The following is a 22,430-nucleotide window of genomic DNA, read 5'->3' on the forward strand; positions in this document are numbered from 1 at the left end:
TGCATCCTGGTCAAATTTTCTTGGCATATTCCAGATTTTCCCATCTACTCAAACGGAACAAAACCTGGGACACTTCAGCCACCCAAACGCCTCATACACCGCAAATGCAACCGCACGCTAAACGGTAAAGGCAAAGGCACATGGGTTAAACACGGTCCCGAATGGTACGCCAAGCACGGCCAAACCACTGACACCGAAACAGGGGTGGGGCTCGACTGGCCCGGCGGAAAAATAATCAACTGGTGACCCAGGGGGTGACCAAAAAATCTGACACGCCCTCTCCCTGACACCGCCCCGTCCGCATGCAGTCAGGGATTCTCTCTCTGGTGAAAAATGGGGGGTCGTGCGCGTATAGGGAGGTATGTTGATGGATTTTGAGAATGATGGGCTGCGCTCGATGGTTGATTCGGTCGTTGAAGCAGTTGAGTCTGCAGACCATTTGGTGGAGTCTGACCAGGCTTCGGTTGATTTGGCGTTGCATTTGGCGACGATTATTGACGAGGCGCGTGAATCAGGTGACCCGGACGCTATTTCAAAGACCTCGTTCGGCCCGATGCCTACGTTGAACAAGGTTTTGACGGGGTTGGGGCTTAATCCGGAGGGGAAGCAGAAGCTGGGCTTGAATGATGATGTCCAGGAGGATGACGAGTTTTAGCAGGTAGGGGTGAGTGGTCGTGGCTTTGACTTTGCCGCGGGTGTTTACCCCGCCACTGCGTGACCTTGATGAGCCGGGGGCGTCGTGGGGCCACGATATGGCGTGGTTTTGCGATGAGATTTTGGGCGAGCCGCTTTCTGACTATCAGGAGTGGTTGTCGATGCATGCGCTTGAGGTGCTGACGAAAGAAAAAGCGCTCGAGTTCGCCATGTTGGAGGACGATCCCTCGGCGGAGATTGTGAAGGTGGAGCGTTTGTACGCTTCGCCGGAGGTTCGTGGTGGTCGTCCGATTCCGAATGGCCGTTTGCGGTTTACCAAGACTTTGATTTTGATTTCTCGCCAGAATGGCAAGACTGACTGGGTGAAGAAGCTCATTAAGTGGGCTATTTTCCGCAAGCGTATGCCGGAAGTTATGGCCGCGGCGCAGACGTTAAATAAGTCGATTGATTTGTGGAATGAGATTCTGCTTGAGATTGAGCGTCACCCGAAGCTGCGTAGGATTCTAGGCCGCGTTGACCATTCTAAGGGTGCGCAGGCTATGTGGACTAAGGGTAAGCGGCAGCGGTATCGCCCGGTGGGGATTGATGAGAATGCTGGCCGTGGTGACACGGTGGATTTGCTCTACATTGATGAGCTGCGTACTCAAAAAGACTTCACGGGTGTGAACTCGTTGGAAGCTACCACTGCGGTGCCGGACAATGGGTTGATTGTTATTACGTCGAATGCTGGCGTAGGCCATTCGGTCGTGTTGCGTGATTATCGCAATATGGCGAAGCGTCCGCTTGATGAGGGCGCGTGGCGTGATACTCGTATGGGGTTGTTTGAGTGGTCTGCTGACCCGTCGGCGGATATTGATGATGTTGAGGGGTGGAAGCAGGCGAATCCGGATCTTGGCAATGGGCGTATCACGATGGCGACGTTGGCGGGTTTCCGTGAGTCGAAGTCGGAGGCGGCGTTTCGTACTGAGCATTTGTGTCAGTGGGTCGATGAGCTTGGTGATGATTTTGAGCCGATTGTTCCGTTTGAGCGTTGGGGGTCGTTGGCAGTGGAGCGTCGTGTTGCCGTTGGTGAGTGTGTGCTTGCGGTAGAGGTGTCGCCGGATTCGGAGTCGGTGACCTTTGTGTCTGCTGGGCAGACTTCGCGGGGTGTTCATCTTGAGCAGCGGAATGGTGATAAGGCGTTCGAAGTCGAGTCCACCGTTAAGACCATCCGTCGTTTTGTGGTGGAGAATGATGACCCTGCGGCGGTTGTTCTGGATAAGGATTCTCCGGCTGGTGTTCTTGTGCCGCATTTGCAGGCGGCAGGAATTGAGCCTGTGTTGTTGAACGGTGGAATGGTCGCGGGTGCTTTGCGTGAGTTGAAGCAAGCCGTCGCTGATGGGCGTCTCACGCATGATGGTGCGCAGGAATGGGTAGGCGCGTTGCGCGTTGCAACAGTGCGTGATGGTGGCGGTCGCTATCCGTCGATTGAGCGTTTTTCCGGTGAAGTGTCAGTGCTTGTGGCGGGAACGTTTGCGTTGTGGGCTTTGAACAAGTTCATTGCGGAGTTCCAGGTGCCGTACAAGCAAGTTGAGGTTGAGAAGAAGAACCCGGTGGGTACGTTCCCGGTGTTTTCGAGAAAGAAGTTGATGGGAGGTGCGCTCGTTGGCTGACAATTCGATGGTGCGCGAACTTGGGCACGCGTCGTCGCCTGCGTGGTCTCCGCGTATTGGCCGGCCGGATTCGTTGTCTTGGGCGACACAGCAGGCGGAGTTTATGGAGATGCGTTCTACTGCGAAGGTTTCGCAGGTTGAGAATGCAATTCGTAAGCCGATTGAGCAGGCTGCATGGTCGGTTGAGCCGAACGGCGCGCCTGCAGAAGTGGTTGAGCTGGTGTCGACTGATTTGCGTTTGCCTGTGAAGGGCGAAGATGGACAGGTGGCTCGCCGTACTGGTCGTGTGTCGTGGGATGAGCATTTGAAAATGGCCCTGGAAGCCGTGTTTACAGGTGTTGCTTTCTTTGAGCAGGTCTACGAGCTAGGTGATGATGGGCGTCATCATTTGCGGAAGCTCGCACCGCGCCCAAACATATCCATTCGCAAGATTCATGTGGCTTCTGACGGTGGACTGGTGGGTATCACGCAGCGTGGGGTGAAGGGCGGCAAAGACACCTTTATCCCCGTGGAGCGTTTAGTGGCGTATAGGCATGGTCGTCGTGATGATACTTGGCAGGGGTCTAGTGTGTTTGCCCCTGCGCGTGATAACTGGCTTGAGTTGATGAAGATGGAGAAGCTCAACTCGTTGGTTATGCAGCGCAACGGTATGGGTATTCCGAAGTATCAGGCGTCTGAGCTTACGGACCGGTCGCAGGTTCAAGAGGAGTTGAACCGTGGCCAGGAGCTAGCGGAGTCTTACGCTGCAGGTGAGGTTACTGCGTATTCTCTGCCGCCTGGGGCGAAAATGCCTGTCGAGGGTGTTTCTGGCACGTTGCCGGATATTGAAAAAGCGATGCAGTATCACGCTTCGCAGATTGCTATTGCGTGCAACGCCACCCACCTTAACCTGACCGGCGCGGGCGGTTCCTACGCTCTGGCGAATGTTCAGCTAGGCGAGTTCATTCAAGGGTTGCAGTCCATTTCGGAATGGATTGCTGATATAGCATCGCAGCACATTGTTGAAGACCTTGTTGCTGTTTCGTTCCCTTACTATGACGGGCCGGTTCCGCTGATTACGTCGACTCGGATTCAGGTTCAGAAGGACCTTACGCCGGGTGATGTATCTCAGCTTGCGGCGCAGGGCGTGTTGACGAAGGAACCGAACCTTGAGCAGTGGGTGCGGTCGACGTTCCGTATCCCTGCGGCCCGGTCGTTGTTTGAGGCGTTGAAAGCAAAGAAGTCACTGAGTGACGCGGAAGAAGAGATGGGCGTCACCCTAACCCCGGAGGGTGAGAAACCTGCGGGTGAGAATAACAGCGGGGAGGTAGTAGATGAATGACCTGTTGATTTACGGCGATATTGGTTGGGAGAATACAGCCAAGGAAGTTCAGGAGCAGCTCAACGAGTTTGATGGTGGCCCGGTTCGGGTACGTATCAATTCGGGCGGCGGTGATGTGTATGAGGGCATCGCGATTCTTAATACGCTGCGCGCCTATGACGGTGACATCACTGTCGTGATTGAGTCCTTGGCCGCGTCTGCCGCGTCGTTCATTGCTGTCGGTATAGGCGAGCGGGTCGTGATTCGCTCGAACGCCGAGCTAATGATCCACAAGGCGTGGACAATGCTGTCTGGTAATTCCGACGATATTGACAAGAAGCGGGATTATTTGGCGCGTCAGGATATGAAGCTTGCCTCAATCTACGCCGAGAAGGCTGGCGGTGAGCTTGATGACTGGCTGCAGGCGATGAGTGCGGAGACTTGGTACACCGCCGAGGAAGCTTTAGAGGCTGGCTTGGTGGATGCAATTGAGGATGCGAAGAAGCCGGTTGAGGCGGCAGCTGGTTCAAGTCGGGTGTTTGCCCAGTTTCGGTACTCGTCCCGGGCTGCGGCTCCGCCGCCGCCTGTCCTCCGGTCGGAATCGGGGGACGCAACTACGACGCCCAGTGATGGGCAGAAAGGGGATACAGTGAGTATTCTTAATCAGCTTGCCCAGGAGTTGGGCAAGAAGCCGGAGGAAGTGCAGAACGCACTCTCCGGCTTTTTTAATGAGACCGTCAAGATTTCCGGTGACGTTGATGTGACCTACCCGGATGACGTGAAGATTGTTCCAACGGAGCGCATCACCGTTGACGCGAAGATTGGTGATACTACCGCCGATGATGAGCAGGTTGAGGTAATCCCGGAGGGGACTGAACCGCAGCCGACCCCTGGCGCGGTGGAGTTGGCGAAGTCCGCAGGGCTCACGTTCACCATGGGCGATGTGGCGGATGGTTTCGAGGCCACCGTGGATGAGGGTGGCACGGTAACGGTCACTGCACCTTCCGGAGCTGAGGTTGGCTCGACCGCTGAGTTCACTGTGATGGTGAATGATACAGCGGTGCCACTATCTGTGACGGTGCGTGCACTGTCTGAAGATACCAACGACGGTGAAAGCGCCGGCGAAGATGCCCCCGCTGCCCCTGCCGGCGGAGAAGCTGCGGCGGACGTGGTCACCGTTCCGCGTGCTGTGTGGGACGAGTACATGGCTGACCGGGCGAAGTACTCCGCAAAGCTCGCAGAGGACAAGCGCCGAGCGCTCGAAGCGAAGGTCGACCGTCACATCCGAGAAGGCCGATACTCTGCAGGCCACCGTGCGGCAGCTATCGCCGCTTACCAGACTGACCCGGTCGCTGCGGAAAAGATTTGGGGCAACCTGCCGAAGAACGTGGCTGTCCCAGTGCAGGAGATTGGCCATTCCGGTGATGTTGCCGGCATGTCCAAGCTTGAGAAGCTGCGCGCCAAGGCCGCGGCAAACCGTCAGAATAAGAAGGAGAATAAGTAAATGTCGAACCCTACTTTCCGCTCCGGCCCCATCTCTTTTGAGGTTGCGGCCGACACTGAGAAGTTCCGTCTCGTCGCTGTTGATGAGAACGGCAAGATTAAGCATGCTGATGCGTCCGGCGCTGTCTTTGGTGCAGTTACCGAGGCTGGTCGAGTGGAGCCGAAGGAGCCTGGTGCTGCGACTATCGCCGTTCACTACGGCGATGCTGCGGTGAAGCTAGAAACCGACGGTGAGATTAAGGCCGGCGCTGCGGTATTCGCCGCGGCTGACGGCAAGGCGTCCGCATCTGGTTCCGTCCAGGTCGGCGTGGCAGTGCGCGCCACCGAGAACGGCAAGACCCTGACCATCCTCAACCAGCTGCCTGCTGTGGCAGCTGCTGCTGAATCCTAGGAGGAACACTCTAATGAGCACTACTAACTCGTATTTTGATGACCTGAAGGACCTGTCCGTTGAGGACATCCTGACCTCCTCGGAACTCATCGAGGGTGCAGTCAACGAGCTGCTGGAAGGCGAACAGGCCTATGAGCTGATTTTCGACCCGTTTAACACGGGCGGCAAGCTGACCGTTGGTTACAATCTGGACTCCGCGCCGGGCCTGGACGAGGAAGCCCAGACCATTGCGGAGTTCGCGGAGATTCCGGTCGGTGACCCTAACCGTGGTGAGCGTCGCCATACGGATCTTCTGCCTGTTGGTATTGGTGTCCGCGTGTCTTACGCGCAGCGCAACTTCACCTCTGGTGCGGCGGTGCAGCGTGAGCTTCTTGGTCGTGCTGCGGAGATTCGCCGCAAGAATGGCCGTGACGCGCTTGCAGCTTTCGCTGCAGTTGACGACCAGGTGGAGGAATTGCCGGTCGCGCAGAAGTGGAACACTGCGGACGCCAAGGCAATGGATGACCTCTACGCTGCTGATGACCTGCTAGCAGGAGCGGTCGACCATGAGGGGCGACGCTTTGGGTACGCCGGTCGTTATGTCTGGGCGAACCGCCGCACCATCAATGCGCTGAAGCGTAACAAGCAGGTCACTGAACTGTACGTCGGCGATATGGCGCATGCGGACCCGCGTTTCACCCCGATTGGTCGCCAGCCAGTCATTGGCGAGCAGTTCGAGCTCGTTGTAGATGACGGCATGGAAGATGGCGTTGCTTACGTGATGTCGGAGACCCCGACTGGTGGTCTTGGTACTCGCTTTGAGGCGGAGCCGCCGCGATTCTCTGATTGGTATGAGGAGGGTGGCCAGTCTGGTATGGGTGGTCCTCGTCTGACTTGGCGTTCGGATTATGTGCACTTCCGTTCCTTGGTTGTGCGTGCTCCGAAGGCGCTTGTGAAGATCACTGGCGCTATTTAGGAAGGGGGCTAGGCATGAAGCGAGTTCGTCTTGCTAAGGCTGCCCGCTACCCCCTTGGGTCAACGGTGGTGCACCGTTCTGGTGAAGTCATCGAGGTTGAAGACAAAGACTTTGATGCTCTCGTTGAGCTGGGCGTAGTAGCTACTGAGCCGACGGAGCCGCCTGTCTCGGAGACTGTTGAAGAACCGGAGGAGACTCCGGTTGAAGAAACGGTTTCGGTGGTGCAGAACTCTGGCTATCCGGCGTTGCCTAAGAAGACCGCTCCTGTAGCGGAGTGGAAAGAATACGCCCGCCGGAATGGCATTAAGCTCACCGGATTAACCAAGCGCAACGAGATTATGGGCTTTGTTACTAAGACTGTTAATCAGTCGCGCTAGACCTTAAGGAGGGGAGGGCAGATGAAGATCTCCGTTGATGATGTTGCTGACGTTTTCCCGCGCCCCTTGCTGGATGAAGAACGCTCGCGTGTAGACGCGCTGATTGAGCAGTCTTATGAGCTTATCGAGTTGGAGTTTGCTCGGCGTGGGCGTGATTTCCAGAGTGAGGTTGCTGGTTCTCGGTGGCTGCAGCTTGCAGTTAAGCAGGCTGTGCGTGCGATGGTGTTTCAGGCTGTCCTCATTGGCGACAATGTGGGTGTTGCATCGGCGTCGTCGACTACGGGCCAGGAGTCCGATTCGGTGACGTACTCGCAGGGGCTTCGGTTTCACTGGGGCGGTGTGGGAATTGACGATGCGATATTAGACCTGTTGGGCCTTGGTGTTGGTGGGTTCCCACGTGGTCGTGGTGGCCGTGTCATTCCGTATGGTCGGCGTACTGCGTTTCGTGGTGCAGAGTTCAGTGAGCGGGGTGCATGGTGAGCGAAGCAGTCATTATTCATGGTGCTGCTGGTGGTGTGGATGATGATGGTTACCCAGTAGCCGGAGTGCCTGACCGTGAGGTTGTGGTGAAGTCGGTGCAGCCGTTGTCATTGTCTGAAATGTCAGATGAGGACAAGCAGGGTACTCGTGACATTCTGCGTGTGTGGGCGCCGCCCGGCACTGCTGTCTCGGATGGCGATGAGGTCACTGTGCGCGGTAAGCGGTATCAGGTGCGTATTACTGCGTGGGACTGGTCTAAACATCGTCGTCCTGTGTACAGGCGGCATCGCCCGTCTGTGGTTTTCGATTGTGTGAGGGGTGAGGGCTAGTGGCGAAGGTCGGGAAACCTCGTTTGAATATTCCGGATTCTTGGTACAGGGAGAATCTGACGGCGTTGGCTCCGCAACTCGCGGCGAAGGCTCAGGCGGTTGCGTCTGCTGTGGACGGGGATGTTCCCGTCATAGTGACGCAAAAGACTGACCGTAAGGGTCGGCCCGTTGCGCTGGTCACTATCGCTCATGCGAAGGGCCTGGCTATGCAGGCTAAGCACGGCACGTTGACTCGTGCTGCAGCGTCGCAAGGCCTGGATGTGCACCGGTATAACCCGAGGTGACGCAGTTGGATTACTTTATTCAGCGTAACGCCCCGGAGGTCATTCGCCGCGCTTTGCGTGGCGTGATGGCGAAGTCGATTAGGGTCGCGGCGGCTATCCCGCAGGGGTGGTCGGTTGATGATGGCCCGGTAGTGACGGTGTCGAGTGATGGTTCTCCACGCTCGGGCCGTGCTACGTCGACTGAGAATGTGCGTGTGAATGTGTACGGAAAATATGAGCCGGAAGTTCGACGTGCTGCTAGTGAGATAAACGCTTGGCTGTTAAACCCCCACTCTGTTGGGGGTTTTCGTATTTCTCCCGGCCCGTTCCTCATTGTGAAAGATGAGGACGTTAAGGGTTGGGTCGCTGCGGTCACGGTCGTGGCTGCTTCAACTAAGAAAGGACTTTCCTAAATGACTACCCCTAACACTGACCAGGGCACCCAGACTCTGGAAACTGACCGCGCCCGGATGATTGATGTCTGGAAGGACGCGGAGGTCTACACCTCTACCGATTCCGATCCGAAGATTGGCATTGATGGTTCATTCGACCCGGCTGTGTGGAGCTTCGTCGGTCTGCTCAACGATGGTTCCGCCATTACGCAGGAGCCGGAGGTTGACCGCACTGAAATCAACTCGTTTGGTGGCGTGCTGCAGCTTCTGAATAACAAGTTCAAGAAGGACGTTCGTGGTTTCGACGCGCTCGAAATGAACGACGTGACTTTCCCGCTGCTGTGGCCAGGCTCTGACTTCAAGGAGGGTGAACCGGGTGTTCTTATGGCGCCGGAGAACCCTGCCGAGGTGTTCATTGCGTTCAAGACCACCAATAGCTTCGGTGACATCTATATTGATGTTTCTCGCCGTCGTGCTCTGGTGTACGCAGATTCCGGTAATGAGCGTAACGATGATGGTGCTTCCGTAACTCAGTTTAAGGCTGAGATTCGCAAGGACCAGTACGGCGCACTGTATGACTACCTGCGTCTGCGTGGTGACGATACCCCGGATGAGCTGCCGGAGGTTATTCGTTTCTCTGAGGAGAAGAACGACACTGTCGACGCTGCGGAGGAGGCTCCGTCTCGCGGCGCTGATACTGACGCTGGTGCCGGCGAGGAGGCTGGCGCTACGCAGTAGTGCGATGGGGTAGGGGAGATTTTGGCAGACCGCCCCTACCCCTAACCCCAAGGTCTGCCCAAGTTTCTTAATAAACAACTCAATGTGAAAGGGTCTGCCATGACTACTCGCAAGAAAAAGAACGACAACATCGACCCAAAGGACGCCACCGGCGCCCAGGCCGAAGCCCTCGAAGAAACCACCACCGACACCCCAGAAGAGAACATCGAATACCCTACCTTCACCATCGACGTTGATGGCGAAGAAATTGAGATTGAAGACCGTTGGACTCGTGAAGCAGCACCGGCCGGCATGATGTTCGTGTTCCACGAGCGTTACGCGCAGAAGTACATTCCGAGTGTGCTTGAAGCCATCATCGGTGAAGACCAGGTCTTTAAACTCATTGACCTTGGCCTGTCTGTTGAGGAGTTTCGTCAGGTGTTTGAGGCGTGGGGTGAGCGCCGCCAGGGAAAATAGGGCTGCTGTACCTCATTGCCCAGCATGAGGATTTGGTAGAGGTTGATTTTCAGCGGTTCTATCACCTGGATTACCGGGATTTTTACCGTGAGGGTGGGGGAGCGTCGCGCATGACTTTGCGGCGCATGTTGATTTTGGCGGAGCATCTTCCGCCCGAGTCACTGTTTCACTCTGCAGTTCAAGACCGCCCGCCTGTGAGTGAAGTGTCCTCTGTCTTGATGGATATTTGGTCGAGTCTGACTGAGCAAAAGCATCCGCGTTGGGAGCAGCTTAAGCGTGAGCGTCGCGCTAAGGAGCGTGAGTTTGCGATGCAGCGGGCACGTGAGAAGGCCCGAAAGTTTAACGCCGCCAGGTGATATGCCTGCGCGGCCTTTTTGATGGAGGTTTCTTTATGAGCGCAGCAGGCTATGCAGTCTTGCCAACAACGGTGTCGCTGTCTGGCATCAATAAAGAGCTGCAGTCGCAGCTTTTGGCCCCGGCGTCTAAAGCGGCGAAGAAGGCCGGAGACTCCATCGAGAAGGGCATCTCCAAGGGCACCGACAATGCTGCGGCGAAGGTCGAGAAGGCGAATTACCGCGTTAAAAAGTCCTCGGAGGAGTTGGCTGATGCTGAGGCGAAGCGCAACTCTGAGGTGCTGAAGTCTCAGGCTGCGGCGAAGCAGCTGGAAGCTGCGGAGTCGAAGCTGGCGGACATGAAGAAGTCTGGCAAGGCCAGCTCGGAGCAGTTGGCTAAGGCTGAAGGTGACGTGTTCACCAAGCGCGCCAAGGTTGAGACTGCTGCGCAGAATGTTGAGAAGGCAGAGCGCGGCGTCGAAAAGGCCATGGCGGAATCGAAGCGTGCCTCCGATTCTCTCGCCACGGCACAGAAAGACCTCGAGAATGCCACGGACGAAGCCACCGGTGCAACCCGGGAGTTTGGCGACGCCGCGGCTGACGCCGACGGCAAGGGCCAGGGGTTTGAGGTCTCTCTGGGCAAGATTGCCGCCGCCGGTGCCGTGGTTGTTGGCGCGGTGGGCGCGGCTGGTAAAGCTGCGTATGACATTGGTGCCCAGTTTGATGATGCGTATGACACGATTCGTGCGGGCACTGGTGCTAGTGGTGCTGCGTTTGAGGAGCTGCAGGATTCGATGCGCAAGGTCGCTGGCGAGTCCATTGGTGTCGGCTCCGACATGGGGGCTATCGGTTCGACGCTTGCGGATCTGAATACACGCCTGGGGTTGACTGGTGAGCCGCTTGAGAAGATGACGGCTCAGTTCATGCAGCTGCAGAACCTCGGCGTGGATGCGGACATCAACGAGGTATCGAAGGCTATGTCTGGCTTTGGTATCGAGGCGAAGGACATGCCGGCCGCGCTGGATGAGTTGTTCCAAGTGTCGCAGGCGACCGGGTTGACGATTACTGAGTTGTCGCAGTCGGCGGTGAAGGCTGGCCCCGTTTTGCGCGGGTTCGGGTTCTCGATGGCTGATTCTGCTGCACTTGTGGGCCAGATGGATAAGGCCGGTCTGGATGCAGATAAGACGCTGCAGTCGATGCAGCGTGCGCTGGCGGAGTTTGCGTCTGAGGGGCGTGACGCGCCGGAAGCGTTGAAAGAAACGATCGGCAGTATCGAGGAACTTATCAATGCGGGTGATGATGCTGCAGCGATTGATATGGCGTCCAATATTTTCGGCACTCGTGGTGCCGCCCAGTTTGTGGATGCGGTGAAGACCGGCACTCTGTCTGTGGATGATTTCATGGATGCGACTGGTGCCACCTCGGACACGATTGGGGGACTGGCAGAGGAGACCGCTAGTTTCTCTGAGCGGTGGGACCAGTTTAAGAACCAGGCGGTACTGGCGTTGGAGCCTATCGCGACGAAGATTTTTGATTCTTTAGTCCCGGCTTTGGAGATTGCTCAGGGTGCGGTGTCTGGTGTTGCTGATGCTCTGAAGTTGCTAGGCGAGCATAAGGGCCCGGTTCTGGGTGTTGTGGGTGCTCTGGGGTCGTTGACTGCTGGCATGGCTGCCTATAACGCGGTGTCTAGTCTTAAGGCTGCTGGCGGATTTGTCGGCGTTATGAAGTCGATGAAGACCGCGATTATGGAGACCACTGTCGCACAAAATCTTCTGAACACGGCCATGTGGAAATCTCCGATTACGTGGATTACGGCTGCGATTGTTGCTGCCGGTGTAGCACTGTGGGCATTCTTCACCAAGACGGAAACGGGCCGCAAGATGTGGGACTCGTTTACCAAGGCACTTGGTGCTGGCTGGGATTGGGTAGTTGAGAAGTTTCAGGCTGGTCTTGATTGGATTCAGTCTACTTTCGGCCCTGTTTTCTCTCAGATTGGTGACATGATTTCTGGCGCGTGGGATGCCACGGTGGAGAAGGTTACTGGCGCGGTCGATAGGGTGAAGGAGATTTTCTCTGGTGCCCTCGATTTCTTGAAGACTGGTGACACGACTGATTATGCCGCCGCGCTGGGCATTAGTGAAGATTCGCCTGTTTTCACGGCGTTGACGTTCTTCCGCGACCGCGTCGTGGATTTGAAGAATGTTGCCGTCGCTGCCTGGGATTTTATGAAGGCCAAGTGGGCGGAGTTCACCACCGGCTTTGGTGAGTTTTACCAGACGTGGATTGCGCCGATTGTTGACGTGATGATGACGGGCTTCCAAGTTTTGGGCTCTGTCGTTACGGCTGCGTTTAATGGAATTTGGACGGCTATCCAGTTCGTTGGCAGCGTCATTTCTGCTGTGTGGTCTGGGATTATTCAGCCTATTCTGTCGCTGTTCATGTCGGTTGCGCAGGCTGTAGGTACGTTCGTTGCCTCGGTGTTCACTGCTGTGATTGGCGGCGCGTTCCGCACGATGGGTTCGCTTATCTCCAACGTGTGGAATGGCGTCATTAAGCCAACGTGGGATTTCTTCCGTAACGCGGCCGGTCTGCTGGCGGACGTGCTGACGGGTAATTTCTCGAATATCCGTAATCGGTTCAGCTCGATGGGCCAAGCAATTTCCGACATCGTCCATGGCGTTATCAACTCGGCGATGAACTTCTTTAAGTCCATCTTCGAGAATGCGAAGCAGGTTGCCGCATCGTTTGGCCAAGCTATTGGCCGAATGGTGGGTACGGTTCGCAACAAGATTGGCGAGATGATGGGCGTGCTCGGACAGATTCCGAGCAAGGTTCAGGGCGTATTCGCTTCGGCTGGCTCGTGGCTGGTCAACGCTGGTAAGAACATCATTAGTGGCTTGATTAATGGTATTAAGTCGATGTTTGGCCAGGTTGAGAATGCTATTGGTTCGGTCATGCCAGACAAGATTCGAGGCATGATTGGCTTCTCGGGCGGCGGCGTCTACATGGAGCAGGGTGGTATTACCCGTGCCTACATTGACGGCGGTATCGACAAGCTAGAGCGCTACGCTAACGGCGGCTCGAAGGAGAAGCACACGGCGCAGATTGCTAAGGGCGGCGAGTGGCGTATCTGGGCGGAGCCGGAAACCGGCGGCGAGTCCTACATCCCACTAGCCAAGTCCAAGCGCAAACGCTCCACACAAATACTTGCCAAGACCGCGGACATATTCGGCCTGACCGTCCTAGATAAGAAGGGAAATCTGGTCGAACCGGGCACAGCATCCCAGGTTGCACCGGCTAAGACGCAGTATTTCGCCAACGGCGGTATTACGGTCAAAAGTTTGCGTGATTTCGTGGAAGGCCGGTCTGCTAATGGGCACCAGGCGGCGCGCTCCCTAGAGGGTGCTCCCTACGTGTGGGGCGGGTCGAACTGGGGCGACTGCTCTGGAGCCATGTCAGCAGTGGCTGCGTTTGCTGCTGGCATTAACCCGTTCCCCCGTAAGTTCGCTACCGGCAATGAAGCTGCGTGGTTGTCCTCTCACGGCTTCAAGAGTGGTCGTGGCAAGAAGGGCGACCTGCGAATCGGCTTCAAGAACGGCGGGCCTGCGGGCGGTCACACCGCTGGTACTTTGCCGGACGGCACCAATATTGAGATGGGCGGTGCTCGCGGTAACGGCCAGATTGGTGGACGCGCTGCTGGCGCGTGGGACTCCTATTTCGCCACGTTCTTCTATAAGACCATTAAGCCGCCGAAGCCGCCGAAGATGAACAAGATTCTTGACCAGAATGCCATTCCGGACGGCGCAAGCATGACCATTGACGGTGTGCCCGTCTCTGTGAGTGCCGACGACACCACTGGTAGCGCTGGTGAGAACACGGTGACGGTTGCGTTGTCGCCGGAGGATGCGGCTAAGGCCACCGCCGCGAAGGGGCTGGGCGACCAGTCGATTCTGGACTTCGCGGTAGACGGAATCTTCGACATGCTCGGCATGAAAGATTCCACCATCAAGAAGCTGCTGACCACCAAGGGTAAAGACCTGCTGCCAAGCGGTGACAGTATCGTCACTTCGAAGCAGGTTAAGGAGCAGCCGCGCACCAGCGTGGCCGCTAAGAATGCCCAGGCGATTGAGTCTGATGCGGCAACGTCGTTGTCTCCGGCGAAGATGGCTAAGGACCCGCAGCTTGCAGCGCCTAAACCGGAGAAGAAAAAAGGCCCGACGTGGGGCCCTGATTTCTTTGCTGGTGAGATTGCTCGCAAGGCGAAGGATATGAGGTTGGATAAGCTGGCTGCGAGGATTGGTATTGCGACGGCGTTGGTGGAGTCTGGTAGCCCGCTGAAAATGTGGGCGAATCGGGCTGTGCCGGAGTCGCTGAAATTCCGTCACGATGCTGTTGGTTCGGATTACGATTCTGTGGGTCTTTTCCAGCAGCGTGATAACGGAGCTTGGGGCACCGTGAAGCAGCGCATGACCCCATACGATTCGGCCGGCATGTTCTTCGACAAGCTCAAGGGCTTCGACTATCACGCGATGGACCCGGGAGCTGCTGCGCAGAAGGTTCAGGTTTCTGCCTTTCCTGACCGCTATGGGCAGCAGATGGGTAATGCCGAGAAGCTGTTGAACAAGGTTGGTGTATTTGACCAGGGCGGCTGGCTTAAGCCTGGTGGTATTGCCGTGAATCTGTCGAATGAGCCGGAGCCGGTATTTAACGGTGACCAGTGGCGTGACATTAAGCGCGGTGGCCTGAAGTCTGATGATGGGATGACGCTTGTGGTCAACCTTGAGGGCCAGGAGGTGCTGCGTAAGCGCATGGACAAGGTCGAAGGCGAGGTCACTATCAACACTGAGGAGATTGGCAAGCTGCGGCGGCGTACGAGTGTGGCTGTGGCTGGCACGACTAGGGGAGGTGCGATGTAGATGGTGAATCCTGTGAGGTTTGGTTCCGGTTTTTCGGGTTTCGATTTGCCGGACCCGCCTGGCTACAAAATCACCTATACTGCGCCGCATCGCCCTGGCGAGCAGTTCATCTTGCACTCGATGCTTGACACGGAAGCGGATGAGCAGCGTGTGGTTCTTAAAGAGAGTGGTTTTGGTGGCGGCTTCGGTGAGGTGGAGATCTCCTCGACAGGGTCGGTCACTCGTTACGGTTCTCGTGTGACAGGGTCGAAGTTTCCGGCGTTTGATGGCGAGTTGGATGTTGTTGTTCGTCCGGGGCCTGATGATTCGGTGATGGAGACTTTACGGGATTGGCGTAATGCGTGGTCCTATTTTGAGGACGGCAAGCTGAAGGTCGTGGCGCGTGATGGTGGTAACCGTGAGGCGCGTGTGCGGCTGGATGGTTTCGCGGAGGTTGAGCTAGATCCGTCAGGGGCACGTCTTATTGAAGATAGTGTTCGGTATAGGTGTCTTGATGGGTTCTGGTCTGGGGGTATTAGGACATACGCCGGTAACGTCACTGTGACGGTTCCGGGTGATTTGCCCCCGAAACTTCGCCTTAAGTGGGATGGCCGCTCCACGAACTTCACGCTGCCTAGTGGGTTGCGTGTGAGTTTGGGTAGTGGGCCGGGCACTCGGTGGATTGATTTGGAGCGCGGTATGCAAGGCCAAGTCACCGACGAGGACGGCAACGTTGACTCTGGCACGTGGTCATCACTGCGTGGCGTACTCGTAGGGGAGACCATACAGCCCCACACGAAAAACAATTTCCAATTGGGCGCGGGCCTGACCCTAGAGGTCACCCCGCGCTTTCTTAGCCCGTGGAGGTGACGCATGGTTGATTGGCAAAAGCATAAGGCTCATCGCGAAGCGGTCATGCAAGCCCACGGACAGTACGTCGGCCTGTATAACAAGAACTGGGAACCGGTGCTCGATATTGAGGATTGGCTAGAGGCCGAGTGGGGTGGCATTTTTGCGGACGTGGGCAACATGTCCATGACCTTGCCGGGTGAGGTATCGCCGGGTGTGGTCAACCCCGTGGTGGACTACCTACTACGCGATGACCTCCGCAACCTCGATAAGGGCGGAAGCCTCGATGCGCTTATTCATGGCGCGGTGCATGTCGTCGTGGAGCGCCCCGGTCTTAAACGCCGCTGCTACCGCATTCTGGAAATCAACCCTCGTGGTGGCGACCCGCAGGGAAACCCCGCCGAGGTGGAACTCACGGGTGTGGACTCGATGGAGCACCTAAAGCACTTGCCACTGTGGGCGGACCCGTCCAACCGGTCTAAGGTTGTGCAGTTGCAGTGGGAGGACCGCCAGGACGGCAGCGCTGAAAAAGTCTCGCGCAAGTTGATTGGCCGTAACCTTATTGGGTATCAGCAGCCGAGTCTTCTGGACAGCATGTTCTCGTGGACGGCGGGCTACACGAGCCCTCGCCAGTGGCGTGGGTTTAATCCGTCGATGCACCCGGTGATTTGCTCCCCAGTCATGTCGGGCAACCGCTCCGAATGGTGCGTGGTGTCCGCACGCTGGGATAACGCCTGGGACTTGCTTAAAGCGACGTGGGCGGCGGCAGGTGTGCAGCCTTTCGCGTGGCTGTGGCTACCAGGCGACCCGCAACCGTTCCCGTCATATACCAAGCTGTCGTTGCCGACGACGATTATCGACTTCGCCCCCAGGGCTACGGTCACAGGCGCGGCCGGCATCGTGGGGCAGGCTTTTCGCCAGTTGAAACGCACGATTAGCAGTGACGATTTCATTACGTCCACTACCGAGTTCGCGGACGTGGACATTAGAAATAGCGATGGGCGGCGCCCGTGGGTGGTCTACACCCTCATGGACGCCCCAGATGTGAAGCTGCGCAAGTCCACCGACCACCGTTGGCTGGTGGGTGGTAAGTCACCAGACATCGTGAATAAGGCGGCGAATATTGGTATTAAGTCGGCTATTGCTGCGGCGGTGGCTGCGATTCCTGGCATTGGTCCTCCTATTGCGGAGGGTATTAAAGGCGCGGGCGAGCTTCTGGCGGAGATGTCCGCTGACCGCCTGTTTGTCCTCAACGAGTACGTGGATAAAAACCGACAGTTTCATTATGGCCGGTCTCGTTTCACGGCTATCTCCAAAACTGGTGAATCCAATACGGTGGAATCGCTGCAGAAAGCATGGCAGGCGAAGCAGGAAACGGAGGGCGGCATCAGCGCCGAGTTCTCCATCGACAACCCCGACCCGTATTTGCCGGGCCGTGATTTCGACCTTGGCGACACCATCGGTGTTACCGCGTGGGGCGTGGTGTGGGCAGCCTACGTCAGTGGGCTGACGTGGACCTCGAAGCCGGGGCAGGAAGTTGGCTGGCAACTGCGCATTGGTGACTACTCCTCGTTGGCGTCGCCGGGTGAGCTCTACCAGGCGAATAAGGAGAATGTTCGTGCTGTGATTGGCCGGCTGGCCGTGACAAAGGGAGGATAAATGGATTACCGCTATATCGTGCCCACAGGGGTGCCGGAGTCGGAGCACCCTTACGCGGGCCTGTTTCTGGGCGTGGTTCCGGAGGGTCGCGAGTCTGCTGTGGCACGGCATGTCTTTGATGAGTTGGGTGCTCGCTTTCAGGTGGGGGAGTCGGAGACTGTCACGCTTGGGTGGGCGGTTGATTTCGACACTGATAGTGACCGCCAGCACGCCACGGTTGGGGAGTCGTTGGACTTTCAGATTCCGGGTGCTGATAGGCGCGGTGTGCGCATCGTGGAGGGGTATCTTCCTCCCGGTATTGAGCTACACCGGCATAACGGCACCTTGACTGGGACTTTTGCTAAGCCCGGCCTGTACGACGTGACGTTGGCGCTTGGCCCGGCGGTGAAACTCGACCCACTAGGTGGCATGGGCACACCGGGTGAGCAGGTCGCGTGGATACCCGTGGAGCAGAAGCGGGCACGTGCCGAATCCACAACACCAGCACCAAAGACGCTCGACGGGCTTAGCGCGTTGGAGTTATCCCAGCTTGCTGCCGAAGCGATGCGTTTGGAGAGGCTGAAAGCGATGGAGGAGCTAGACGATGGGCATTAACCCCAACAGTGGCGACGGTGTGGAAAAGAACTACACGGTTGATGGACGCACAGACGCGACAGACATCGTTTCCGACGCCGAGCACACCGGCAATGAAGCCGGTAAAGCCTTCGCCCACATCGCCGCCCAAGCAGACTCCGCAAACAAAGGAACCTCCGACCTTTCTAAACGAGTAGCCGCTTTAGAGGGGAAGAAACCACCGGACTTATCCAAGTATGTCCCTGTAAGCACGCTGAATAATCTTCCGCTGGTCCTGTACTGGGACGGGAAATCCGCCAAGCCACCGTTGCAGCCTAAGTGGCGGCTTTTTAACGGGGAGACCGGACAAATTGAGAAAGGATAATCATTATGGCCGTTAAGCTTTCCGGCACTATTTCCGATATTACTTCCCGCCCTTTGGAGGACGTGTCCGAGGTGACGGTGAAGTCTGCGTATGCGCAGCCGTCTGCCGCTGGTATCACTGTCACCCAACCCCGCCGGGTGAACATTGACCGGACTGGTAGTTTCACTGTGACCGCCACCGAGGGGGTAAAGGGCTGGCTGTATGTTGATGGGCCGGGGTGGTCTGACAGTATCCCATTTATCGCCGCCGCAGGAATGAGCATGATATGGGAAGCTATCGCTAACGCCCTTGGCTTTAGCTCCAACATGCAGGACTACCTGGATGTTAAGGGTGGTATGCGTGAGATTTTGCAGGAAGCCGCCGACAAGATCGATTCGGTCATTAAGTGGCCTAAAGGCGGGCTAGAAAAGGGCACTGACCTTAACGAGGTCACGGATTCCGGTTTCTACCAAATTAATTCGTACAGTGTGGCCGCGTCGGCGAAGAATCTTCCAGACGTGCCGGACGCTATCAACTCCGGCACCCTAGAAGTGTTTAACTTGCGTGGTAAAGCGTGTGTGCAGCGGTGGACGGTCAACGGGCCAGCAACCGGACCCAACCTCACCTACATGCGCCATAGTGATACCGCTGGTGAGTGGTCACCGTGGGAGGAAATCGGCGCGAAATACTCCTGGTATCGCACTAATTTGGAGCTAAAAACTGACTTTAACGAGGTCACCACGTCCGGCTTCTACCAAGTCAACTCATACACTGCCGCTGCTTCTATGCGAAACCTCCCCAATGATTCCCTCGCCATTAATTCCGGCGTGCTGGAAGTCTTTAGTATCCGTGGTAAGGCGTGTGTGCAGCGCTGGACGGTAAACGGCCCCGCCACCGGCCCAAACATCACCTACACGCGTCACAGTGACACCGCTGGTAATTGGTCCCCGTGGGAGAAGCCCTGGGAAAATGCGACGTGGGAGAAAACCCCCATCCCGAAAATGTCCAACATGGACGATTACCTCACCTCCGGCATGTACCAGGTGGTCAACTACTCCACAGCATCGTCACTGGTTAATAAGCCTACGTTGCCCGTAGCGATTAACCCCGCTGTAGTGGAAGTCCTAGCCCTTGATACCGGCCAAGTGGTGCAACGCTGGACCACCGTAGGCGCAGCAGACCGCGATAACCCAGTAATGCAGCGCACCCGCGACAATGGCAGGAACTGGTCGGAGTGGGTACGTATCGGCAGTGGGGCGGCTGGCGCAGGCGGTGGCTCCCCGCTTGCGCAGGTAAACGCCACCCGCTCCCACCAAATGGCAGACCGAGGACTCCTGCGACTCCTCCTGCGCGGCGAAGAAGGAACGCCAGTGTGGGGTTGGACGGCACCGCCCGGCGAGAAACTGGAAATCCCCACCCATGAGGGTTCCGGCCAAGCGGTGCACCCTTCCGTGCTGTTTTTTGAGGACGGGTGGAACGGTTGGCGCTACTGGATGGTGATGACCCCATACCCGAACTTTAATGAGGCCCACGAGGACCCCAACATCGTCGTATCCAACGATGGTGTGAACTGGCAGGTGCCGGACGGGCTTACTAACCCGATTGATGACGCTAAGGGCCGCCCTGACCCGTACAACTCGGACGCACACCTGACTATGCGCGATAACGAAATGGTGATCACCTGGCGCATGGTGGACCGCCCGAACAAGGGGCGTGAGTCATTCTGGATGACGATGAGCCGCGATGGTGTGCACTGGTCGCCGAAGCAGAAGATTTGGTGGCCGGAACTTTCCGACCGTCATTCGTCTACGGTGGCGCAGTCACTGATGTGGCTAGGGGACCGGTGGCGAATGTACTTCATTTCCACGACCGTCTCGCCAAATCAGATCGTCTGGGTGGAGTCCACTAAGGCGGTGCCCACCCCGTCTGATTGGAGTAAGCCGCAAGAATGCTCGATGGACTTCACGCTGCCATCTGACAGGGATTTCTGGCACTCCGAAATCCAATACCGCGATGGTGAATACTGGGGCATTGTTTCGGATGCTGACCGGCGCACCACGGGTGTTAATGGTGTGATTTACCTCCTGCACTCTGCGGATGGCACTAAGTGGGAATTATCCCCCGTACCTTTGGTGCCGCAGGCAGGCGACGGCCACGACTCCCTATACAAGACCGGATTCATTCTCTCCGGTAAAGGCGAGTCCATGACCATCGATGTGTACTACTCCGCCTATGACCGCCAGACACGTGAGTGGGGCACCTGGCGCACGACGGCGAGGTATGCGGGGCCGTTGGGTGAGAATCGCATTCGCAGCAATGTGGATGTGGAGTGGCGTGGTGACCGTCTGGTGATTAATGGTGAGGCGGGGCCGTCACTATCAGGCCCGGCGGGCAAGGACGGCACCGACGGTAAAGACGGCGCCATCAAATTCGAGTCCCTCACCCAAGCCCAAAAAGACGAGCTCAAAGGCGACGTATCCAAAACCCAGTTGGACGCAGCCATCGCCGCCGAAAAAGCCCGCACCGTCGGCATGGTGTGGGCGGTCGAAACCGAAGACCAAGCCAAGACCAAAGAAACCAGCTGCCAAAAAGGTGACTTTATCCAGGTCGCCCAAACCGGAAACATCTACAAGGTGGTGTAAACAATGCTGAAACGACTATTCGCGCCGGGGCGAACCCAGGCGTTTGATAAGAAAATCCCCGTGGGGACAAACAATGATTGGGTGCCTATCGAGGGGTCGAACTACGGCTTACCAATGGAACCAGGCGTATACGCGGTAACCGTAATTCCTACCAGTGAGGTGACACTCCCACTAGGCCTAGGGCTGTACACGAAAAGTGACAACTCGTACCAGTGGCACAATTTCCAGTCTGGGGCGGCGGTGCGTATGCGGTGGGATTCGCCGGGCGAGCTGCGCTTCCGTGCCACGTCTGAAAAAGGAGGTTACGTAACTGTGCTAGTCACACCAGTAACAAACTCTCTCTCTCTCTCTCTCTCGTAAATGCGCTGGACTGCTACGCAAGGCGGTGGCAGCATGGCACTAAAGAAAATCAGCTCCCCACAAATAGCAGCCTTCACAGCCACCCCCAGTACAGGCTCATGGGCCCGATGGGAAGGCCAATCCACCACATGGTGCGCCAACCAAAACTATCGGCTCGTACTCGCACCAGGGCGCTATCGAGTGGAGTCCCCACAGGGCTTCGAGCTCTACACGGACGCATGGTCAACCCAGGGCAAGGACGTACTCATCACCTCCACAATCGAGCCGATGATATACGCCAAAAAGGACGCCACCGGAACCATCTACATCACGCGCCTCAACTAGCAACTGTGGGCGGTGGTTGCTAATGGCACTGCAGCTCATTAACCGCCGCGCCTACACAATTGCCGCTAGTGCTGGAAAATCAAACCAGTGGCTAGAGAATCATGTTTATGACCGTCACCGTCTAGATGGCCTGTACCTCATGGTACTAGAGGGAACCGGCACTAACCCGCCCCTACTGAACATACGCGGTGGTGAACACGGACAATACGGCGAACAAATCCCCGCCCCAGAATCCCCGTACATCCGCCACGTCAACATCACCCCAGACTCCCAAATCATCCTCATCGGCACCGGCGAGGGCGACGGAAAAACACGAGTTACATTCATCAAGATCGGAGAAACACCATGACCGTAGCAAGGCGGTAGTGAAAAAGACTCGGCCGTTTAGCTGCCGAGATGATCTTTGAGGTATTCGGTAATGATTTTCCCGGCTTTTTCATGACCTGCTGTGTTGAAGTGGAGCTCGTCATAAAACAGGGCCGGATCGCCGCTGATGATCTGCTCCAGGTCCAGCAGGGGGATTTCCCTCAACTGTGCCGTTTCCCGGTACGTGTTGGTAAGCTCGGCGCGGGCTTTCTGGTATTCGCCTAGAACTCGTTTATTTCCGAAATTGAGCCGAGACCACTTATCCGTCTCCCAGCTCAGGTACCGGTACGGGGAAGTTACCAGAACAATATCTAGGCCTAAGCCCCGAACGAACGTCGTGATGGATTCCAGTAGGGCGCGGGTGTCGCCGAAGCTGAACTGCCACTTCGGGGCCTGCGCCGCGGCTGGGCGAATGGCAGTGTAGGTAGAATTATTGGTCCAATACCCACCCGGTAAGCGCGAAGCATTTGCATCCGACTGAGCGGTGAACAACACGATCACGTCATGCTTCTTCGCCAAGGTGAAGCGTCCTGGGTTTAGTTCCTACCTCAGCTAAGGAAGGATTGAACTATGCCTAGAAAGTATTCCGTCGAGTTC

Annotated in this window: 22 protein-coding genes; 21 read left to right on the top strand and 1 reads right to left on the bottom strand. The window is 56.9% G+C overall.

Translation table 11 applies throughout. The features are described 5' to 3' along the window. The 21 genes from QP324_RS10915 to QP324_RS11015 all read left to right on the top strand — a co-directional run. Window positions 1–246 (top strand): hypothetical protein (locus QP324_RS10915; RefSeq protein WP_284816047.1); only part of this gene is annotated, 246 nt, incomplete at its 5' end. Window positions 247–367: 121 nt separating this feature from the next. Further along, on the top strand, window positions 368–655 hold the full coding sequence (locus QP324_RS10920) for a hypothetical protein (RefSeq protein ID WP_284816048.1): 288 nt from the start codon (window positions 368–370) through the stop codon (window positions 653–655). 19 nt (window positions 656–674) lie between these two features. Beyond that, a complete protein-coding gene (locus QP324_RS10925; protein ID WP_284816049.1) occupies window positions 675–2,306 on the top strand; it encodes a hypothetical protein in 1,632 nt (543 codons plus the stop codon). Between the two features lie 103 nt (window positions 2,307–2,409). After that, window positions 2,410–3,627 (top strand): hypothetical protein, encoded by a 1,218-nt coding sequence (locus QP324_RS10930; RefSeq protein ID WP_284816050.1) that lies wholly within the window; start codon window positions 2,410–2,412, stop codon window positions 3,625–3,627. Next, the gene (locus QP324_RS10935) at window positions 3,620–5,110 is read left to right on the top strand and encodes a head maturation protease, ClpP-related (RefSeq protein ID WP_284816051.1); all 1,491 of its coding nucleotides are present in this window, start codon (window positions 3,620–3,622) and stop codon (window positions 5,108–5,110) included. Before QP324_RS10930 ends, QP324_RS10935 begins: the two co-directional genes overlap by 8 nt. After that, window positions 5,111–5,500, top strand: a complete 390-nt coding sequence (locus QP324_RS10940; RefSeq protein ID WP_239228229.1) for a hypothetical protein — start codon at window positions 5,111–5,113, stop codon at window positions 5,498–5,500. It abuts the gene before it with no gap. A gap of 13 nt (window positions 5,501–5,513) precedes the next feature. Beyond that, a complete protein-coding gene (locus QP324_RS10945) occupies window positions 5,514–6,455 on the top strand; it encodes a hypothetical protein (protein WP_284816052.1) in 942 nt (313 codons plus the stop codon). A 14-nt stretch (window positions 6,456–6,469) separates the two neighbouring features. Beyond that, window positions 6,470–6,832, top strand: a complete 363-nt coding sequence (locus QP324_RS10950; RefSeq protein WP_284816053.1) for a hypothetical protein — start codon at window positions 6,470–6,472, stop codon at window positions 6,830–6,832. A 21-nt stretch (window positions 6,833–6,853) separates the two neighbouring features. After that, window positions 6,854–7,312 carry a Gp19/Gp15/Gp42 family protein gene (locus QP324_RS10955; RefSeq protein WP_284816054.1) on the top strand — a complete coding sequence of 153 codons (459 nt, stop codon included), beginning with the start codon at window positions 6,854–6,856 and terminating at the stop codon, window positions 7,310–7,312. Next, window positions 7,306–7,641, top strand: coding sequence for a hypothetical protein (locus QP324_RS10960; protein ID WP_284816055.1), 336 nt, complete (start codon window positions 7,306–7,308; stop codon window positions 7,639–7,641). The genes QP324_RS10955 and QP324_RS10960 overlap by 7 nt, the downstream gene beginning before the upstream one ends. Window positions 7,642–7,930: 289 nt before the next feature. Next, window positions 7,931–8,317: a hypothetical protein gene (locus QP324_RS10965; RefSeq protein WP_239228223.1), complete on the top strand. Its 387-nt coding sequence runs from the start codon at window positions 7,931–7,933 to the stop codon at window positions 8,315–8,317. Then, a complete protein-coding gene (locus QP324_RS10970) occupies window positions 8,318–9,034 on the top strand; it encodes a hypothetical protein (RefSeq protein WP_284816056.1) in 717 nt (238 codons plus the stop codon). It abuts the gene before it with no gap. Window positions 9,035–9,133: 99 nt separating this feature from the next. Next, window positions 9,134–9,490, top strand: a complete 357-nt coding sequence (locus QP324_RS10975) for a hypothetical protein (RefSeq protein ID WP_284816057.1) — start codon at window positions 9,134–9,136, stop codon at window positions 9,488–9,490. A 391-nt stretch (window positions 9,491–9,881) separates the two neighbouring features. Continuing rightward, complete coding sequence (locus QP324_RS10980) at window positions 9,882–14,738, top strand: phage tail tape measure protein (RefSeq protein ID WP_284816058.1); 4,857 nt, start codon at window positions 9,882–9,884, stop codon at window positions 14,736–14,738. Then, window positions 14,739–15,587, top strand: coding sequence for a hypothetical protein (locus QP324_RS10985; RefSeq protein ID WP_284816059.1), 849 nt, complete (start codon window positions 14,739–14,741; stop codon window positions 15,585–15,587). It begins immediately after the preceding gene. A gap of 3 nt (window positions 15,588–15,590) precedes the next feature. Continuing rightward, complete coding sequence (locus tag QP324_RS10990; protein ID WP_284816060.1) at window positions 15,591–17,225, top strand: hypothetical protein; 1,635 nt, start codon at window positions 15,591–15,593, stop codon at window positions 17,223–17,225. Continuing rightward, on the top strand, window positions 17,226–17,819 hold the full coding sequence (locus QP324_RS10995) for a hypothetical protein (RefSeq protein ID WP_284816061.1): 594 nt from the start codon (window positions 17,226–17,228) through the stop codon (window positions 17,817–17,819). After that, window positions 17,809–18,162: a hypothetical protein gene (locus QP324_RS11000; RefSeq protein ID WP_284816062.1), complete on the top strand. Its 354-nt coding sequence runs from the start codon at window positions 17,809–17,811 to the stop codon at window positions 18,160–18,162. Before QP324_RS10995 ends, QP324_RS11000 begins: the two co-directional genes overlap by 11 nt. A 5-nt stretch (window positions 18,163–18,167) precedes the next feature. Further along, a complete protein-coding gene (locus QP324_RS11005; protein WP_284816063.1) occupies window positions 18,168–20,783 on the top strand; it encodes a pyocin knob domain-containing protein in 2,616 nt (871 codons plus the stop codon). A 393-nt stretch (window positions 20,784–21,176) separates the two neighbouring features. Next, window positions 21,177–21,467 carry a hypothetical protein gene (locus QP324_RS11010; protein WP_284816064.1) on the top strand — a complete coding sequence of 97 codons (291 nt, stop codon included), beginning with the start codon at window positions 21,177–21,179 and terminating at the stop codon, window positions 21,465–21,467. Window positions 21,468–21,489: 22 nt separating this feature from the next. Beyond that, complete coding sequence (locus QP324_RS11015) at window positions 21,490–21,816, top strand: hypothetical protein (RefSeq protein WP_284816065.1); 327 nt, start codon at window positions 21,490–21,492, stop codon at window positions 21,814–21,816. Window positions 21,817–21,851: 35 nt separating this feature from the next. Here the strand turns inward: QP324_RS11015 and QP324_RS11020 are convergent, their stop codons facing one another. Further along, a complete protein-coding gene (locus QP324_RS11020) occupies window positions 21,852–22,352 on the bottom strand; it encodes a hypothetical protein (protein ID WP_284816066.1) in 501 nt (166 codons plus the stop codon). Window positions 22,353–22,430 lie beyond the last annotated feature (78 nt).

The sequence above is a fragment of the Corynebacterium sp. UMB0012 genome (assembly GCF_030216265.1).
Taxonomy (GTDB): domain Bacteria; phylum Actinomycetota; class Actinomycetes; order Mycobacteriales; family Mycobacteriaceae; genus Corynebacterium.

Excerpts from the sequence above, each read along its gene's own strand:
- QP324_RS10920 (WP_284816048.1), top strand. The coding sequence starts at position 368 with ATGGATTTTGAGAATGATGGGCTGCGCTCGATGGTTGATTCGGTCGTT.
- QP324_RS10930 (WP_284816050.1), top strand. The coding sequence starts at position 2,410 with ATGGAGATGCGTTCTACTGCGAAGGTTTCGCAGGTTGAGAATGCAATT.
- QP324_RS10935 (WP_284816051.1), top strand. The coding sequence starts at position 3,620 with ATGAATGACCTGTTGATTTACGGCGATATTGGTTGGGAGAATACAGCC.
- QP324_RS10940 (WP_239228229.1), top strand. The coding sequence starts at position 5,111 with ATGTCGAACCCTACTTTCCGCTCCGGCCCCATCTCTTTTGAGGTTGCG.
- QP324_RS10945 (WP_284816052.1), top strand. The coding sequence starts at position 5,514 with ATGAGCACTACTAACTCGTATTTTGATGACCTGAAGGACCTGTCCGTT.
- QP324_RS10950 (WP_284816053.1), top strand. The coding sequence starts at position 6,470 with ATGAAGCGAGTTCGTCTTGCTAAGGCTGCCCGCTACCCCCTTGGGTCA.
- QP324_RS10955 (WP_284816054.1), top strand. The coding sequence starts at position 6,854 with ATGAAGATCTCCGTTGATGATGTTGCTGACGTTTTCCCGCGCCCCTTG.
- QP324_RS10960 (WP_284816055.1), top strand. The coding sequence starts at position 7,306 with ATGGTGAGCGAAGCAGTCATTATTCATGGTGCTGCTGGTGGTGTGGAT.
- QP324_RS10970 (WP_284816056.1), top strand. The coding sequence starts at position 8,318 with ATGACTACCCCTAACACTGACCAGGGCACCCAGACTCTGGAAACTGAC.
- QP324_RS10975 (WP_284816057.1), top strand. The coding sequence starts at position 9,134 with ATGACTACTCGCAAGAAAAAGAACGACAACATCGACCCAAAGGACGCC.
- QP324_RS10980 (WP_284816058.1), top strand. The coding sequence starts at position 9,882 with ATGAGCGCAGCAGGCTATGCAGTCTTGCCAACAACGGTGTCGCTGTCT.
- QP324_RS10985 (WP_284816059.1), top strand. The coding sequence starts at position 14,739 with ATGGTGAATCCTGTGAGGTTTGGTTCCGGTTTTTCGGGTTTCGATTTG.
- QP324_RS10990 (WP_284816060.1), top strand. The coding sequence starts at position 15,591 with ATGGTTGATTGGCAAAAGCATAAGGCTCATCGCGAAGCGGTCATGCAA.
- QP324_RS10995 (WP_284816061.1), top strand. The coding sequence starts at position 17,226 with ATGGATTACCGCTATATCGTGCCCACAGGGGTGCCGGAGTCGGAGCAC.
- QP324_RS11000 (WP_284816062.1), top strand. The coding sequence starts at position 17,809 with ATGGGCATTAACCCCAACAGTGGCGACGGTGTGGAAAAGAACTACACG.
- QP324_RS11005 (WP_284816063.1), top strand. The coding sequence starts at position 18,168 with ATGGCCGTTAAGCTTTCCGGCACTATTTCCGATATTACTTCCCGCCCT.
- QP324_RS11010 (WP_284816064.1), top strand. The coding sequence starts at position 21,177 with ATGGCACTAAAGAAAATCAGCTCCCCACAAATAGCAGCCTTCACAGCC.
- QP324_RS11015 (WP_284816065.1), top strand. The coding sequence starts at position 21,490 with ATGGCACTGCAGCTCATTAACCGCCGCGCCTACACAATTGCCGCTAGT.